Raw genomic sequence first — 16,399 nt, forward strand, 5'->3', positions numbered from 1 at the left:
TTACTGATTTTTAACTTAATTGAATGCAAGTTATTATAAATGGCACTGTTAATTACCAAAAAATGTATCAATTGTGATATGTGTGAACCCGAATGCCCTAATGATGCAATTTTTATGGGCGCTGAAATTTATGAAATTGACTCAAGCTTATGCACAGAGTGCGTTGGCCACTATGACAAACCGACTTGCCAGTCGGTTTGCCCTATTACTAACACCATTATTACTGACCCTAACCACATAGAAACTGAAGAACAGTTGTGGGATAAATTTGTCGCTATCCATCACGCAGATAAAATCTAACTTTAATCCCACTCACGATAACTTTATTTGTAAAGCCGCCAGATATGACTGGCAGCTTTATATTCAGCCTATCAGAAGCAAATTCAATCACTAAGGCGTTCAATAATCACGGTAGCTGACGCATAATGCCGTTCATCCGTTATTGAAACGTGGAAACGGGTTGCGTTTAAGCTTTCAGCCAACTTTAATGCTTCCCCCTTTAAATTCAGCAATGGTTTACCCAGTTCATCATTCGTCACTTCAAACTGATTAAATGCTAGACCATTACGGATGCCCGTTCCCAAGGCTTTAGCTGCCGCTTCTTTAACTGCGAATCGTTTCGCCAAAAAACGAGCGGGCTTTGCTTGCTGCTGGTATTGCAAGAACTCTTTCTCAGTCAGAATTCGCTTGGCTAAGCTGTCGCCTGTACGTTCAATAACAGATTCAATACGCGTTATTTCAACGATATCTGTTCCTAGCCCAACAATTGCCATTATTTACGCGCTTCTAATAAGATTTTTTTCATATCAGCAACCGCTTGTGCGAGCCCGCTAAACAATGCACGCCCAATAATTGCATGGCCAATGTTTAACTCATAAATTTCAGGTAATTGTGCAATACGTTGAACATTATGGTAAGTCAAACCATGCCCTGCATTCACCTTGATACCTTTACCTGCCGCGTAAGTGACGCCATCACGGATACGGCGAAACTCTAACTCTTGTTCCTGCTCCGTTTTTGCATCCGCATATGCTCCAGTGTGGATCTCAATAAATGGCGCCCCACATTCCTGAGCAGCATCAATTTGTGTGTGGTCAGCATCAATAAATAGAGATACTAAAATACCGGCTTCAGTTAAGCGCTTCACTGCATCTGCCACTTTTTGCTTTTGACCTGCAACATCCAAACCACCTTCAGTGGTCACTTCTTCGCGCTTTTCAGGAACAAGACAACAAAATGCAGGTTTAATACGGCAAGCAATATCAACCATTTCATCCGTTACTGCCATTTCAAGGTTCATACGCGTTTGTATTGTTTTGTTGAGTAGCTCAACATCTCTATCCGTAATATGACGGCGGTCTTCACGTAAATGTACTGTGATGCCGTCTGCACCTGCTTGTTCAGCAACAAATGCGGCCTGCACAGGGTCAGGGTATTGCGTCCCTCGTGCATTTCTGACTGTCGCAATATGATCAATATTAACGCCTAATAAAAGCTCTGCCATTTTATACTCCCTTCAATAAACGGTAACGGATACTTCAATGCCACTATCCTACTGTAATTTTCAAAGTTCAGGGAATAAATCTTGTATCATTCGAGGCAAATTCCAAAACAACAACGCTATTACATATGAAGGATAAAATTTTTGCGAAGCGCTTCGTAAACTTTATGATGAGGCCCCAAACTTAGTGGTTTAACACCATAAAATGAGGTACAACCAATACAGAGCTGAAAAAGATAAGTTAGAAAGAGATAAAAAGAGGAATAAAACAAAACATAGCAGTTAATACATAAATAAAATCAATAATGAACTATTAGCTTGGTTTGTTCGCAGGGGTAGGTGATACGACAAATTGCCTAAACAACTCTCTACTTTTTAATGGCTTGCCACCTAAATAAGGTTTTAACGCCATACGAGTGAAACGCTTTGCAGCCTTTAGGGTGTCAGCATCAGGGAAATCACGGCTTGCAAGTGCTTTTAATTGTTTACCCGTAAAACTAAGTTGGTCAACAATTAAACTGCCTATAAAACCTTTTTCCTCACGGTAGCGATAAGTCATTGTGTCAGAAACAGGCTCCCCACTGCCTGCGCAATGTAAAAAATCCACGCCATAACCAAGGTAGGATAATAGCGCTAATTCAAACTGGCGCAAGGCAAATTCAGGGGTACGCTCGCTTGCGGCAAGGACTTGCAAACAAGAAAGGTAATCAAAAAATAACGCGGAGTAAGGCGTCCCAAACTCAATCACACGAGCCGTGAGTTCATTAAGGTACAGACCACTATAAAGAACAGTACCACTTAGAGGAAGTGCTAACGAAACAGGGTCTGCACTAATCAAGGTTTTAATTTCACCTTTGCCACTCCAACGGATTAGCAAAGGTGTGAAAGGCTGTAAACAGCCTCTTAAAGGGGAGCGATTGCGGCGAGCACCTTTAGCCAGTAAGCGAATTTTCCCTTCACCTTCAGTAAAGAAGTCAAGTAATAAACTTGTTTCACTGTAAGGCCTTGAATGGAGCACAAATGCGCGTTGCCAACCACTCACTCCGCCACCTACTATTTTAGATCGTCAACATAACCCAGACTGCGTAATGCTCTTTCATCATCCGCCCAGCCTGATTTAACTTTGACCCAAAGCTCAAGGTGAACTTTGTTATCAAACATGCGTTCCATGTCGATACGCGCTTCCGTACCAATAGTTTTCAGTTTGCTACCTTTGTTACCAATGACCATTTTTTTCTGGCCTTCACGTTCAACAAGAATTAAACCATTGATATGGTAAATACCTGTTTCGGTTACTTTAAATTGTTCAATTTCAACGGTAACAGAATAAGGTAACTCATCGCCCAAAAAGCGCATCAGCTTTTCACGGATCATTTCTGACGCCATAAAACGTTGAGAACGATCTGTAATATAGTCTTCAGGGAAATGATGTGTTGCTTCAGGGATATGTTGCCTCACAATTTTAGCGATTGTATCCACGCCAGTACCTTTTTCAGCACTGATTGGCACAACATCTAAAAAATTCATTTTTTGGCTGATCATGCCAATATGTGGCAATAAAACCGTCTTATCGGTCACGTTATCAATCTTATTGATTGCTAAAATGACAGGGCAACGTAAGCTTGATAGCTTAGTTAGAACCATTTCATCATCAGCGGTCCAGTTGGTACCTTCAACGACAAAAATGACCAGTTCAACATCACCAATAGAACTTGATGCTGCACGGTTCATTAAGCGGTTAATTGCACGTTTTTCTTCAATATGTAACCCTGGGGTATCAACATAGATAATTTGATAATTATCTTCTGTGTGGATCCCCATAATACGATGGCGAGTCGTCTGTGGCTTTCTCGAGGTGATCGAGACTTTTTGCCCCAGTAATTGATTTAATAATGTCGATTTACCGACATTCGGCCGTCCAACTATGGCAACGAAACCACAGTGGGATTGTAATTCACTCATTCAAGCTCCAAAATTTTCAATGCTTGCTCTGCTGCGGCTTGCTCTGCTTTACGACGACTTGAACCAACACCATGGATGGGTTGTTCGATGCCACTTACTTGGCAGTGGATCGTAAACTCCTGATCATGAGCCTCACCTTTTACTTGAACAACTAAATAGTTCGGTAATGGTAAGTGACGCCCTTGCAGATATTCTTGTAACCGTGTTTTCGGGTCTTTTTGTTTATCACCCGGACTAATTTCAATTAATCGGCTTTGATACCAATCTAAAATAATTCGTTCAATCGTTTGGATATCGCTGTCTAAGAAAATGCCACCTATCAGTGCTTCCACTGTATCTGCAAGAATTGATTCTCGACGAAATCCACCGCTTTTTAACTCACCTGGACCTAAGCGTAAGCACTCACCCAGTTCAAACTCACGGGCAATTTCTGCCAATGTATTTCCACGAACAAGTGTTGCCCGCATCCGGCTCATATCCCCCTCATCCACTTTAGGAAAACGGTGATACAGGTCATTTGCAATCACAAAACTTAAGATTGAATCCCCTAAAAACTCTAGGCGTTCATTATGTTTACTGCTGGCACTTCTGTGAGTTAAAGCTTGAATCAGCAAATCATGTTGTTTGAATTGATAACCAAGCTTACGTTGTAATCTTTCTACTAAAGAGGGGTTCATGTGCGCCCAACCATTTTTATTTGATAAAAAAAGCACACGCAACAGACCTGTAAAATAATGTATTTTACAAAACTGTTGCGTTTGCACTGACTCCTTACCTACCCACATTTTTTGTAGCTCAGTAGAACTAATGAGATAAATATTATTAGTTACAGTGAGTTACAAAAGAAAGGAGTTATAATTGGGGAGCCAATAATATTAATTAAATTATATTGTACACTGGGTAAAATAATAATGCTTCGGTTAATGCGGATTTTCAAATGAAAACCCGCACCTTCACTGTTGGCATATCCAATCAATGAAATTATAGTGGACCAATTCGACTAAAGCGAATGCCTGTTGGCCATTCGTTTTCTTGCTTATCGAGGCTTAACCAAATAAACACAGCGCGACCCACTAAATTTTGCTCAGGAACAAAACCCCACATACGGCTGTCAGAGCTATTGTCCCGATTATCACCCATCATAAAATATTGTTTTTCAGGAACAATCCACTCATTTAATGGCATTCCTGGTTGCAAGTATTTTGCTTCGGTGACGGCTTGGCGAATAATTAGAATTTGATGTTCAACTGTATCGAGTTTTTCGCTACGCTCATATTGACGCAATGCATTACGTGGCAACTCTTGATCTAATGGAACTTCATAATTCCCTTTTTGACTATCAACAACAGAGGCTACATCAAAAAACATTGTCCATTCACTTGGGGCTAATGGCCCGTAAGTAATCGGCAAATTTTCTGTGCATTTGTTATCCGCACAATTTGGATAAATCGTCAGTTCCTTGGCATCTGGATTATAAACAATTTTATCACCTGGCAAACCTATTACACGTTTAACAAAATCGACATTTGTGTCACGAGGGTATTTAAATACAGCAATATCACCGCGTTTTGGTTTACCTGTTTCGATCAGTGTCGTTTGTGTAATAGGGTCTTTTAAACCGTATGCAAATTTCTCAACCAACATGAAGTCACCAACTAATAACGTTGGCATCATTGACCCTGATGGAATTTGAAACGGCTCATAAATAAATGACCGTACAATCAGTACAATAGCTAACACAGGAAAAATTGATGTCCCTGTTTCTAGCCATGAAGGGCGGCGGACAGCATTCGCCACATCCGCTTCGCTCACTGCACCATTTGTTGCATCCTGTAACTGCTTCAGTTTTGCTTTACGCGCAGGCGCAAATTTAAACTTATCTAAACACCATATAATCCCAGTGATTAAAGTTGCCAGTGTTAGGATCAAGGCAAAGGTGTTAGCCATTGAGACTCCTTGTAAACTTAGTTGTCTTTACCAACATGCAATATAGCAAGGAACGCTTCTTGTGGTAGCTCAACGTTACCCACTTGTTTCATACGTTTCTTACCATCCTTTTGCTTCTGCAACAGTTTCTTCTTACGGCTAACGTCACCGCCATAACATTTGGCAAGTACGTTTTTACGCAACTGTTTAACTGTAGAACGAGCAATAATATGGTTACCAATCGCGGCCTGGATAGCAATATCAAACTGCTGGCGTGGGATCAGTTCTTTCATTTTCTCGACTAATTCACGACCACGATATTGTGAGTTTGCGCGGTGTGTAATCAATGCTAATGCATCAACACGTTCGTTGTTGATAAGCACATCAACCCTAACCATGTCTGACGGCTGAAAACGCTTAAATGCATAATCCAATGATGCATAACCACGAGATGTTGATTTCAAACGGTCGAAGAAATCCAGTACGACTTCAGACATAGGAATGTCATATGTCAACGAAACTTGATTACCATGATAGACCATATTGGTTTGAACGCCACGTTTCTCAATACAAAGTGTAATCACGTTACCTAAGTATTCTTTAGGCATTAACATGTGGCATTCTGCAATTGGCTCACGCAGTTCTTCAATATTGTTTAATGCTGGCAGCTTTGATGGGCTATCCACATAAACAATCTCACCGTTGGTTTGCTGAACTTCATATACAACCGTTGGTGCTGTAGTGATCAGGTCAAGATCGTATTCACGTTCTAAACGTTCTTGAATGATTTCCATATGCAATAAGCCAAGGAAACCACAACGGAAACCGAAACCTAAAGCAGTCGATGTTTCAGGCTCATAGAATAGAGAGGCATCGTTTAAGCTAAGTTTACCTAGCGCATCACGGAAACCTTCATAGTCATCGGAACTGACAGGGAATAAACCCGCATAAACCTGTGGTTTTACTTTTTTAAAGCCTGGTAGTGCTTTTTCCGCAGGATTACGAGCGCCCGTTAAGGTATCCCCTACTGGCGCACCTGTGATGTCTTTAATTGCGCAGACTAACCAGCCTACTTCACCACAACTAAGTACATCACGGTCGATTTGTTTAGGTGTGAAAATACCAAGGCGATCAGCGTTATACACCTGCCCTGTACTCATGACTTTAATTTTATCGCCTTTTTTCAGTGACCCGTTTTTAATACGGATCAACGAAACAACGCCTAAATAGTTATCAAACCAAGAGTCAATAATCAGTGCTTGTAATGGGGCATCCACATCACCAACTGGTGGTGGGATCTCCTTAACAAGGCGTTCAATCACATCCTGAACACCAATACCCGTTTTTGCAGAACAGCGAACGGCATCGTGGGCGTCAAGGCCTACAATGTCTTCAATTTCATCAGCAACTCGCTCTGGGTCTGCCGCTGGCAAGTCAATCTTGTTTAAAACAGGAACGACTTCTAAATCCATTTCAATCGCTGTATAGCAGTTAGCTAATGTTTGAGCTTCAACACCTTGCCCTGCATCGACAACTAACAGTGCCCCTTCACACGCCGCAAGAGAACGCGAAACTTCATAAGAGAAGTCAACGTGGCCTGGTGTGTCGATAAAGTTTAATTGGTAAGTTTCACCGTCAGAGGCTTTATAATCGAGCGTAACGCTCTGTGCTTTGATGGTAATTCCACGCTCACGTTCCAGATCCATTGAATCTAAAACCTGCGCTGCCATTTCGCGATCCGTTAAACCACCACAAATCTGAATAATACGATCAGATAACGTGGATTTGCCATGGTCGATATGAGCAATGATAGAAAAGTTTCTTATATTATTGATTTTCAAGGTAATATCTTCTTTTAAATTGCCTTACAAAATCAGTTTTGTGCAAATATCGCGACAAAACTAAAATGCTATGATTATCACAAGATTGTTAATTAGCTGCATTTTACATATAAGACCCCGCTAACACAAAGATTCAATGTAAAACAACTGTAAACTTGCTAAAGGTTAATGAGTTAGAGCACTAATTTAGCGCTAATTTAACCCTCTAAATACTCATTTATTACGAATAATAACAAGCCTATTTTGATTTTTATCTCAAAAGAGACTGAAAAATCAATTAATTGATTATTTAAACCAATAAACTACAAAAGGAAAACATCACGTTTTCCCCTTTTTTATCATGGTATCAAATAATGAATTGAATACAATCTATTGATATTTAGCAGTTAACCTGTACTGAAAGTTCGGAAGGTGGTAAACCTATTTGCAAGACGACAGGCTGAAATGCGTCATCATCACGCCAATGAGAAGCTAATTTCCGTGCAGTATAAAAACCAACCACACCCCCTAATACACCAGAAGTCGCTACCAAAAATTGGCTAAAATCAAACGATTGAGCTAACCCAGCAAAAATAAACAACCCTAAAATTGGAGTTAAGTACACCAGCATAGCCGAACGAATTAAACTCCCTTCGGGAATACCAACCTCGATTTTTTGTCCTACGACTAAAGGTTGTTCAATAGCAATTTCTAATTCATGTTCCGTGTTTGGCCCTATTTTGCTGAGTGCATAAGAGCCACACGTTTTACGAGCACCGCAACTTCCACATCCTGATGAAGAGCCATAACGTAGCAGTGCCCTTCCGTTTTGCCAACGAATGACAGTTGCCCACTCTTTTACCATAACCTACTCCCGAAACTGAACACTACCTGCGATAACTTGTGCCGTTGGCAAAGGTAATTCGCCAATTACTGTAATGACATTTTGCTTTTGTGTCATAGTATAAATTGAACGACGCCCATTTTGCATTGGTTGATCTAACAACGGGCCTTTCACCGATTTTGTCACATTCACTGAGAAGGTAAATAACCCATCGCTGAACATTGCACTTTCCACAACGTCATCTTCACTTAATTTACGTACAGAACGCGATGTTTCTTCAAAGCCTGGAGGAAGCATCCCCACTTGCCATTTGAAGGATGGTGCCGTATTTTTCGGATATACCAATAACGGCGGCATATTCACCTTACTCAATGCAAGTAATGAATCATTAACTGTTTTACTATCTAGCACTGTAGAGATAACCCGAAATTGCTCTAACGTTTGGCTGTTATTATCCAACAAATCAATACGTAGCGGCAGTTTCGTTTCCTCATCGATTAATAGTACATAATTAAATCGGGAATTGTCTTTCGATATTATGCGGATCACCAAAGCAGGTCGATCACCAATATGTGTGCGCCCCGCATCAATAAAATTGTAGTAAGGCTTTATCTGTTCATAATTTGTAAATAAAACAGAAGGTAAATTATCAACGATATTTTGACCATTCAAACTAAACGCATCGAAGCCTGGCTCAAAGTAACTAATCCTATCACCTTTTTGAACAATCTCTCGGCGTGATGAATCCATCTGAATCATTTGTGAAACAGGAATACCATCAATAATTGCGTGGCGATATCTTACAGGTGTAATTGTTTGCGGGCTGAATGTCATAAATGACATTTCATAAGAAAGGTTTTGGGCAGCATTCCCCATTTCTTTAAAAAGGACATCGGCACCCTGTTCAGATGCCGAAGCTTGATTAGAAATAATCAGGCTGCCCGTCAGGCAGATGACGGATAACCATTTTTTCATTATTTCAGCTTAACTCCTGCCGCAGATGCAGGTTGTTCAGATTGTTGATATTGCTGGTTCAACATCGAGCGTCTTTCAATTTCATATTGTTGCAGCATCGCATTAATACGTTGATTTTGTTGTTCAACCTGTTGAAGTTGTTGTTCATTACCAAATAATTGGTTATCAGAAATATTCAGGCTTACAGGCGCACCACTTCCAACAGGAATGGTATTAAACATTGGCTCATCAACGGTGGAATCAACAGCATTACTTTGGTTGTACTGCTGTACCCCCACAATAACGGCTAATGAAACACATGCTGCAACACCAATTTGAGTTATTTGGCTCGCCCAAGGACGGATTTTACCCCAGAATGGGAAAGCACCCCAAGTCGCAGGTTCAGGCTGCGATTCGACAACTACCTGAGGATTAATACGCACAGCTTCATTCTCTAATGCTGCCGCAACGTTACTTGCAATATCAAAATGTATGACATTGCCAGTATCATTACGTAGAGTATCACGAATAAGATGATAGCTCTCCCAACGTTGCTTTAACGTTGAATCACATGAAATGGCATTTACAAGCTCTAAATCTAGAGCTTCGCCATCCATCATTGCGGAAAGTTTCTCTCTTTGCATGCCCAATTACCTTCAGTTAATTGCATCACAATTATAATTAATCTGCTGATTTAATAGCGTTAGTGCTGTTGAATCAGAGGTTGTACTTTATTATCAATCGCTTCCCTTGCCCTAAAAATACGGGAACGTACAGTACCTACTGGGCAATCCATAATTTCAGCGATTTCTTCATAGCTCAAACCATCAAGTTCACGAAGTGTGATTGCCATTCGTAAGTCTTCAGGCAAGGATTCGATGGTTTTGAAAACAACTTTCTTTAATTCTTCAGACAACATTAAGTTCTCTGGGTTCGAAATTTCTTTTAAAGCACCAGCGGTTTCAAAGTTTTCAGCATCACTCGCTTCAAGATCTGACGCAGGAGGGCGTCTATCTTGTGCGACTAAATAATTTTTAGCCGTATTGACCGCAATACGATAAAGCCAAGTATAAAATGCGCTGTCACCACGAAACGAACCGATAGCACGATACGCTTTTATAAATGATTCTTGTGCTACATCAGGCACATCCGCTTGCGGCACATAACGGGATACTAAACTTGCAACTTTGTGCTGGTATTTAATTACCAGTAAGTTGAAAGCTTGTTGATCGCCTTTTTGTACCTTTTCAACCAATAATTGGTCTGTTAATTGCTCGCTCATTTCGGGAAGCATCTCCCGAACTCAGGCTGATAATATGTTGACTTGTTCATGTTCTCCCATCCTAAAGCAAGCACTACTTTGAGTTATAGAAACCATTGAAGTTCAATTTAATCTAAAAAAATAGTCAAAAATTTACAAAAGTGCTGGATTTTCATTTTCTAAGATCCCAAAGATCCTTATTAAAACAGTTGCATACAAATACCTTAAAGGTCAAGAACACAGCATACGGATTTTGCAAATGAATGCTATAGCTATCACATTTATTCGATGCGAATAAGTAAATAGACCTGGGTCAAAATAGTGACTGTAAACATCTATCCAGCAATAGTAATCGACAATCTGATAGGCTAACATAAAAAAACACACTACATACTATTATATACAGCAAACACTCATGAACGGATCCACACAGCATTACACTGATATTTTAATCATTGGCAGTGGTGTCGCAGGGCTATCCGCCGCCTTACGCCTTGCTCCTTTCCACCAAGTGACTATTTTGAGTAAAAGCAGCTTGAGTGAAGGCGCTTCTTATTATGCTCAAGGTGGTATTGCCGCCGTATTTGATGATACCGACAGCATCGAATCCCATGTTGAAGATACCCTCATTGCTGGAGCAGGCATTTGTCATAAAGGTGCGGTTGAATTTATCGCCTCTAATGCAAAAGAATGCGTGCAGTGGCTTATTGACCAAGGTGTTTTATTCGATACTGAAATCACAGAAAGTGGCGAGACTCAGTACCACTTAACGCGAGAAGGTGGTCACAGCCATCGTCGCATACTTCACCATGCTGATGCGACAGGAAAAGAAGTTGAAACTACGCTTGTTGACCTCGCTTTTGCTCACCCAAATATCCATATAAAAGAACGCTATAATGCTGTTGACTTAATTCTATCCGAAGACAAGGCACCCTCACGTATTTTGGGTGCTTACGTTTGGAATCGGAAAAAAGAGCAAGTTGAAACGATCCGCGCCAAAACCGTTATTTTAGCCACAGGTGGCGCGGCAAAAGTCTATCAATATACCACTAACCCCGATATTTCGTCAGGGGATGGCATTGCAATGGCATGGCGGGCAGGTTGCCGTGTTGCTAACTTAGAGTTCAACCAATTTCACCCCACTTGCTTATTCCACCCACAAGCACGAAACTTTTTACTTACCGAAGCATTACGGGGTGAAGGTGCGTATTTAAAACGCCCTGATGGCAGCCGCTTTATGCCTGATTATGACGAACGAGAAGAACTTGCACCTCGTGATATTGTTGCACGAGCCATTGACCACGAAATGAAACGTCTTGGCGCAGACTGTATGTACCTTGATATCAGCCATAAGCCAACAGATTTTGTGCAACATCATTTCCCAACTATTTATGCCAAATTAATGACGTTAGGGTTAGATATCACCAAAGAGCCTATTCCTATCGTGCCCGCTGCACATTATACCTGTGGCGGGGTGATTGTCGATCAAACAGGTATGACTGATATTGCGCACTTATATGCCATTGGTGAGGTTAGTTATACTGGCCTACACGGAGCGAACCGTATGGCATCTAATTCATTGTTAGAATGCCTTGTATATGGCTGGTCAGCCGCAGAAAACATCAAATCGACACTGCAAAATATTGGTGAAGTACCACATTTACCTGAATGGGATGAAAGCCGAGTACATAACTCCGATGAACAAGTTGTAATCCAACATAACTGGCATGAATTACGTTTATTTATGTGGGACTACATGGGGATTGTGAGAACCACTAAGCGCCTCGAACGGGCACTCCGACGTATTCATTTATTACAGCAAGAAATTCATGACTATTATGCTAACTTCCGTATTTCCAATAACTTACTAGAGTTACGAAACCTTGTACAAGTCGCGGAGCTAATGGTGCGATGCGCTTTGGCGCGCAAAGAAAGCCGTGGGCTACACTACACATTAGACTATCCAGATATGTTAGAAAATTCAGGTCCAACTGTCCTGAAACCTGAATAAAGCCACGAAACCAACGGAATAACTGTTCCGTTGGTTTTAATATTTAAGGTAAAACGGCTGGATCAATGCGCGAAAATCCCCAGTATACTCACCGCTCTGTGCTTTTAGAGCTAAATTGCTTACCTGAGTGTGAGATTTCACTAATCGCAAACCCAATAACATACGGTGAAATGGTGTTGTTGGTTTGTCACTAACATTGACTCTCAACGCCGTAAACCACCCCCTACTTTCAGCCATTGCCTGCACTTTCTCACCAACTTCATACGGTAGCACTAAACAAAATAACCCATTTTCCGTTAAACAACGCTGGGCACATTCTAATAGTACGTCATGGGTTAGTGCGCTTGTGTAGCGAGCTTGGTCACGTTGCTCATCTCGACACGCCACCGCAGGCTCAAAATAAGGCGGATTGCTTACAATCAAATCATATTGAGTGGGTGAATGCTGACTATAGTGAATAATATCCTGATTGATGATATGTAACCGTTTCGCCCAAGGTGACTCCACAAAATTACATTGAGCTTGCTGCGCTGCTTGAACATCCAATTCAACAGCATCAATTTGTGCATTTTGTTGTCGCTGTGCCAACATTAGCGCGACTAACCCACTCCCACTACCGATATCCAATGCAAATTGAACATGACCAATAGGTGCCCATGCCCCTAATAATACGCCATCAGTGCCCACTTTCATTGCACATTGGTCATGGGCCACAAAAAACTGTTTAAATGTAAACCCACCTTTTCGGTAGTTTTTTTTCTGATTGCTCATCCACACACTCTACTTACCTGAAGCTGACCATTTTCTCATATTGAGCAAATAAAAGTCATCGTTTAACCTATTCGCTACAATATAATTCTTATAATATGAGAATTATATTTGAGGCACAAAAAATTTACTGCTAAGTTCGAAAAAAAGGAGATGCGATGAACAGCATTAATAGAACCTTAGATGTCTTGTCCTACATCACGAGTTGCGCATCCCCAGTGACGCCACAGGTTATCTCAACTGCACTGGATATTCCATTATCAACGGTTTATCGCTTACTGACAATTCTCATAGAATGGGAATTTGTGTCTCATGCAAAGCAGTATGGTACTTATTGTGTCGGCTCGCAGAGTATCAAAAATCACGAAAAATACTATCACCACAGCTTATTGATGGAAGCCACAAAATCAGAGCTTCAATCATTAGCGAAAAAAACACGAGAAACCGCAGCGATTATCACCTCAAACCTGCGAGAAACGATTTGTGTAGACATGATAGAAAGCGAACAAGCCCTACGTTGCTCATTTATCATTGGCCGCGGTAATACCCTAATCAAAGGGGCCAGTGCCAAAACATTGTTAGCTTTTCATCAAACACAATACCAAGAACACGTGTCTGAGATACATGCAAAACAGCTTATTTCTGACGTAGATAAGCTGAAATTACAACAAGACTTACAGCAGATCCGCAAACAAGGCTACGGCACATCAACCAGTGAGATTGATGAGGGGGTCTTTGGCGTTTCCGCCCCGATTTTTAAAGGAAATGATGTACTGGCCGTCGTCTCCGTTATGGCCCCTGAATTTCGCTCAACTCACCGTGTTGACGAGTTAATTATGCATACACGTCAAGCGGCAGATAACATCACTAAATTGATTAATTTGGAGTAACTATGACACAACCTTTCCAATGGCAAGGGCGCACGGATGGTGAAACACAAGAACATTTGCGTATTCATCAAGTGATTAACAAAGTATCACCCGCACAATTTACGTTGATAGGCTTTGCCTCTGATGAGGGCGTAAGACGCAATAAAGGCCGACAAGGGGCTAAAGCAGGGCCTGATGCTATTCGTCGCCAACTTGCTGGGTTACCTATCCACCAACCGCTAGCCATTAAAGATCTAGGAACCGTAAGTTGTGATGATGGTGATCTTGAATCTGCACAACGCCGCTTATCCGACAAAATTATTGAAAGTTTAACTGCAAATGAGCGCCCGATTATATTAGGTGGTGGCCATGAAGTGGCCTTTGCTAGCTTTCAAGGGTTATTTGATTATGTCGAACAAAATCAATCAGGAAAAACGATTGGGATCATCAATTTTGATGCCCATTTTGATTTACGTGAAGCCCCTGAAGCGACTTCTGGCACGCCTTTTTTACAATCTGCGCAGTTATGTCAGAAGCACCAGCGTCCTTTCCACTACTTGTGTTTAGGTATCGCTGATCATGGCAACACCAAGGTATTATTTGATACTGCAGACCGATTAGGCTGCCAATACCTTCGTGATAAACAGCTAAGCTTTTCGCAACTTCCACAAGCAGTTAAACAACTTCAAGCATTCATTGATGGCGTTGATTATTTGTATGTCACTGTGGATTTAGATGTATTCTCTGCCGCTATTGCCCCTGGTGTCAGCGCCCCTGCACCTAAAGGTATCTCTACCGAAACATTTGATGAACTTTTTACCGTTATTAAAGGCAGCAAAAAAATCGCCCTCTTCGATATTGCGGAGTGCAACCCTGAATTTGATATTGACAACCATACCGCCAAGCTTGCGGCTTATTTGATTTACCAATATTTATTCTAATAAAACAACACAACAATTCGACTGATAAATAAACTGTTCGCTTCAATCTGTTGAGATAGCTTCTATTCGAATACCACAATAAAAATAGGTTCGAAAAAATATCAACTTAGCTGTAACTCGCTAAATTATAATGTTTTTCATCATAAATATTTTAACTATTAGATTTCGAGTTACAGCTAGGCGGCTAACGAAGATAGCTGTAGGAGCATACAAAAGTATGTGACTACAGTAGCTGAGTGCGGCCAACAACGCTGTAGCTTGAAAGATAACAGTTAAAAAAGGGAAACTTATGATTCTACACCTAGACGCACTATCCACCTTATTCCTTACCGTCATCTGCCTCCTCATGGGCATCCACTTAAAAAAACGCATTGAGTGGTTACAACGATTTTGTATTCCATCTCCTGTCATTGGCGGATTTTTAGTGAGTTTAATCATTTGGGGACTGAAATCGTTCAACCTCGCTGAAATAAATTTTGATACCAGTTTACAAACCTTCTTGATGGTCGCATTCTTCACCACAATAGGTATTGATGGCAGTTTCCGAATTCTCAAAACAGGTGGTCGCTTATTATTTATGTACCTGTTTATTTGCTGGTTTGTGGTGATTTTCCAAGATACCTTTGGGGCAGGGTTAGCGCATCTATTAGGCATCGAACCTGTCATTGGTATTATGGCTGGGGGTGTATCACTCACGGGTGGCCATGGCGGAGCTGCTGCCTTTGGCGGTATGGCTGAAGGACTTGGCGTACAATCAGCGACAGTTGCTGCGATCGCTGCCGCCACCTTTGGGTTAATTACGGGAAGCTTATTGGGAGGCCCAATCGCTACCTATTTGATTAAAAAATTCAATGTCCGTATTCAAGCAGACGAAAAAGTTGAAAAAATTCAAGTTCCTGAAACTATTGCAGGGAAAATTGAGTCTATCGATGCACATGCTTTCTTGAAAATGCTTGCCTTGATCTTAGGGATCATGGTCATTGGTCAATTTGCCTCTGCGCAATTCACTAAAGCCACTGGTTTTTCACTACCGAGCTACGTTGGCGCGATGATCATTGCAATTGTCATCCGTAATATTAATGATCAGGTCGAATTGTTCCGCATCAACCAAAAATCTATCGATCTTATTTCTGAAGTGTCCCTCGGTCTTTTCTTAACTATGGCCATGATGTCACTGAAGATTTGGGAATTAAAGGCTGTGGCTCTTCCGCTCTTCACAATTTTATTGGCGCAAGTTGTCGTTTTAATTCTGCTCGTCGTATTTGTTATTTTTAGGTTGTTAGGGAAAAACTATGATGCCGCGGTAATGTGTGCAGGTTTGATGGGACATGGCTTAGGCGCGACACCAAATGCGATGGCGAATATGTCATCCGTTTGTGAACGTTACAAACAAGTTTCCATGAAAGCGTTTATGATTGTGCCATTAAGTGGCGCAGTACTCATCGACTTAGTGGGTATCCCATACCATACTTGGCTGATTAATATGCTTAGCTAATAAATATCTAGTCCAGGAGAGTTTCGGCTCTCCTGAATTCTTTTGTC

General features: G+C 41.1%; 17 protein-coding genes. 5 read left to right on the top strand and 12 right to left on the bottom strand.

The window, feature by feature from the left end:
* Nucleotides 1-39 precede the first annotated feature (39 nt).
* The gene (locus tag PSF27_RS05865) at nucleotides 40-300 is read left to right on the top strand and encodes a YfhL family 4Fe-4S dicluster ferredoxin (protein WP_206082506.1); all 261 of its coding nucleotides are present in this window, start codon (nucleotides 40-42) and stop codon (nucleotides 298-300) included.
* An 83-nt stretch (nucleotides 301-383) separates the two neighbouring features.
* Here the strand turns inward: PSF27_RS05865 and acpS are convergent, their stop codons facing one another.
* The 11 genes from acpS to rpoE form a co-directional block, all read right to left on the bottom strand.
* On the bottom strand, nucleotides 384-773 hold the full coding sequence (gene acpS, locus PSF27_RS05870) for a holo-ACP synthase (protein ID WP_206082507.1): 390 nt from the start codon (nucleotides 771-773) through the stop codon (nucleotides 384-386).
* The gene (gene pdxJ, locus PSF27_RS05875; protein WP_206082508.1) at nucleotides 773-1,504 is read right to left on the bottom strand and encodes a pyridoxine 5'-phosphate synthase; all 732 of its coding nucleotides are present in this window, start codon (nucleotides 1,502-1,504) and stop codon (nucleotides 773-775) included. The genes acpS and pdxJ overlap by 1 nt, the downstream gene beginning before the upstream one ends.
* Nucleotides 1,505-1,814: 310 nt before the next feature.
* Nucleotides 1,815-2,543 carry a DNA repair protein RecO gene (gene recO, locus PSF27_RS05880; protein ID WP_272539181.1) on the bottom strand — a complete coding sequence of 243 codons (729 nt, stop codon included), beginning with the start codon at nucleotides 2,541-2,543 and terminating at the stop codon, nucleotides 1,815-1,817.
* Between the two features lie 11 nt (nucleotides 2,544-2,554).
* Nucleotides 2,555-3,463, bottom strand: a complete 909-nt coding sequence (era, locus tag PSF27_RS05885; RefSeq protein ID WP_272681065.1) for a GTPase Era — start codon at nucleotides 3,461-3,463, stop codon at nucleotides 2,555-2,557.
* Nucleotides 3,460-4,140, bottom strand: coding sequence for a ribonuclease III (gene rnc / locus PSF27_RS05890; protein WP_206082511.1), 681 nt, complete (start codon nucleotides 4,138-4,140; stop codon nucleotides 3,460-3,462). Before rnc ends, era begins: the two co-directional genes overlap by 4 nt.
* A 304-nt stretch (nucleotides 4,141-4,444) precedes the next feature.
* Nucleotides 4,445-5,410 carry a signal peptidase I gene (gene lepB / locus PSF27_RS05895; RefSeq protein WP_206082512.1) on the bottom strand — a complete coding sequence of 322 codons (966 nt, stop codon included), beginning with the start codon at nucleotides 5,408-5,410 and terminating at the stop codon, nucleotides 4,445-4,447.
* Between the two features lie 17 nt (nucleotides 5,411-5,427).
* Nucleotides 5,428-7,224 (bottom strand): translation elongation factor 4, encoded by a 1,797-nt coding sequence (lepA, locus tag PSF27_RS05900; protein ID WP_206083009.1) that lies wholly within the window; start codon nucleotides 7,222-7,224, stop codon nucleotides 5,428-5,430.
* Nucleotides 7,225-7,609: 385 nt separating this feature from the next.
* Nucleotides 7,610-8,074 (bottom strand): SoxR-reducing system protein RseC, encoded by a 465-nt coding sequence (gene rseC, locus PSF27_RS05905; RefSeq protein WP_206082514.1) that lies wholly within the window; start codon nucleotides 8,072-8,074, stop codon nucleotides 7,610-7,612.
* Between the two features lie 3 nt (nucleotides 8,075-8,077).
* On the bottom strand, nucleotides 8,078-9,028 hold the full coding sequence (gene rseB / locus PSF27_RS05910; RefSeq protein WP_206082515.1) for a sigma-E factor regulatory protein RseB: 951 nt from the start codon (nucleotides 9,026-9,028) through the stop codon (nucleotides 8,078-8,080).
* Nucleotides 9,028-9,651 carry an anti-sigma-E factor RseA gene (gene rseA, locus PSF27_RS05915; RefSeq protein ID WP_206082516.1) on the bottom strand — a complete coding sequence of 208 codons (624 nt, stop codon included), beginning with the start codon at nucleotides 9,649-9,651 and terminating at the stop codon, nucleotides 9,028-9,030. Before rseA ends, rseB begins: the two co-directional genes overlap by 1 nt.
* A 59-nt stretch (nucleotides 9,652-9,710) precedes the next feature.
* A complete protein-coding gene (gene rpoE / locus PSF27_RS05920; RefSeq protein WP_206082517.1) occupies nucleotides 9,711-10,289 on the bottom strand; it encodes an RNA polymerase sigma factor RpoE in 579 nt (192 codons plus the stop codon).
* A 394-nt stretch (nucleotides 10,290-10,683) separates the two neighbouring features.
* Here rpoE and nadB point away from each other — a divergent pair, with 394 nt between their 5' ends.
* On the top strand, nucleotides 10,684-12,279 hold the full coding sequence (gene nadB / locus PSF27_RS05925; protein WP_206082518.1) for an L-aspartate oxidase: 1,596 nt from the start codon (nucleotides 10,684-10,686) through the stop codon (nucleotides 12,277-12,279).
* Between the two features lie 36 nt (nucleotides 12,280-12,315).
* Here the strand turns inward: nadB and trmN are convergent, their stop codons facing one another.
* The gene (gene trmN, locus PSF27_RS05930; RefSeq protein ID WP_272681066.1) at nucleotides 12,316-13,050 is read right to left on the bottom strand and encodes a tRNA(1)(Val) (adenine(37)-N(6))-methyltransferase TrmN; all 735 of its coding nucleotides are present in this window, start codon (nucleotides 13,048-13,050) and stop codon (nucleotides 12,316-12,318) included.
* Nucleotides 13,051-13,205: 155 nt separating this feature from the next.
* Between trmN and PSF27_RS05935 the strand changes: the two genes are divergently transcribed.
* The 3 genes from PSF27_RS05935 to gltS all read left to right on the top strand — a co-directional run bounded on the left by PSF27_RS05935 (nucleotide 13,206) and on the right by gltS (nucleotide 16,352).
* Nucleotides 13,206-13,937, top strand: coding sequence for an IclR family transcriptional regulator (locus PSF27_RS05935; RefSeq protein ID WP_272681067.1), 732 nt, complete (start codon nucleotides 13,206-13,208; stop codon nucleotides 13,935-13,937).
* Nucleotides 13,938-13,939: 2 nt separating this feature from the next.
* Nucleotides 13,940-14,857 (top strand): formimidoylglutamase, encoded by a 918-nt coding sequence (gene hutG, locus PSF27_RS05940; protein ID WP_272539178.1) that lies wholly within the window; start codon nucleotides 13,940-13,942, stop codon nucleotides 14,855-14,857.
* 289 nt (nucleotides 14,858-15,146) lie between these two features.
* Entirely contained in the window at nucleotides 15,147-16,352 is a 1,206-nt protein-coding gene (gene gltS / locus PSF27_RS05945; RefSeq protein WP_206082522.1) for a sodium/glutamate symporter, read from the top strand.
* Nucleotides 16,353-16,399 lie beyond the last annotated feature (47 nt).

The organism is Providencia sp. PROV129 (genome assembly GCF_028482245.1).
Classification (GTDB): Bacteria; Pseudomonadota; Gammaproteobacteria; order Enterobacterales; family Enterobacteriaceae; genus Providencia; species Providencia vermicola.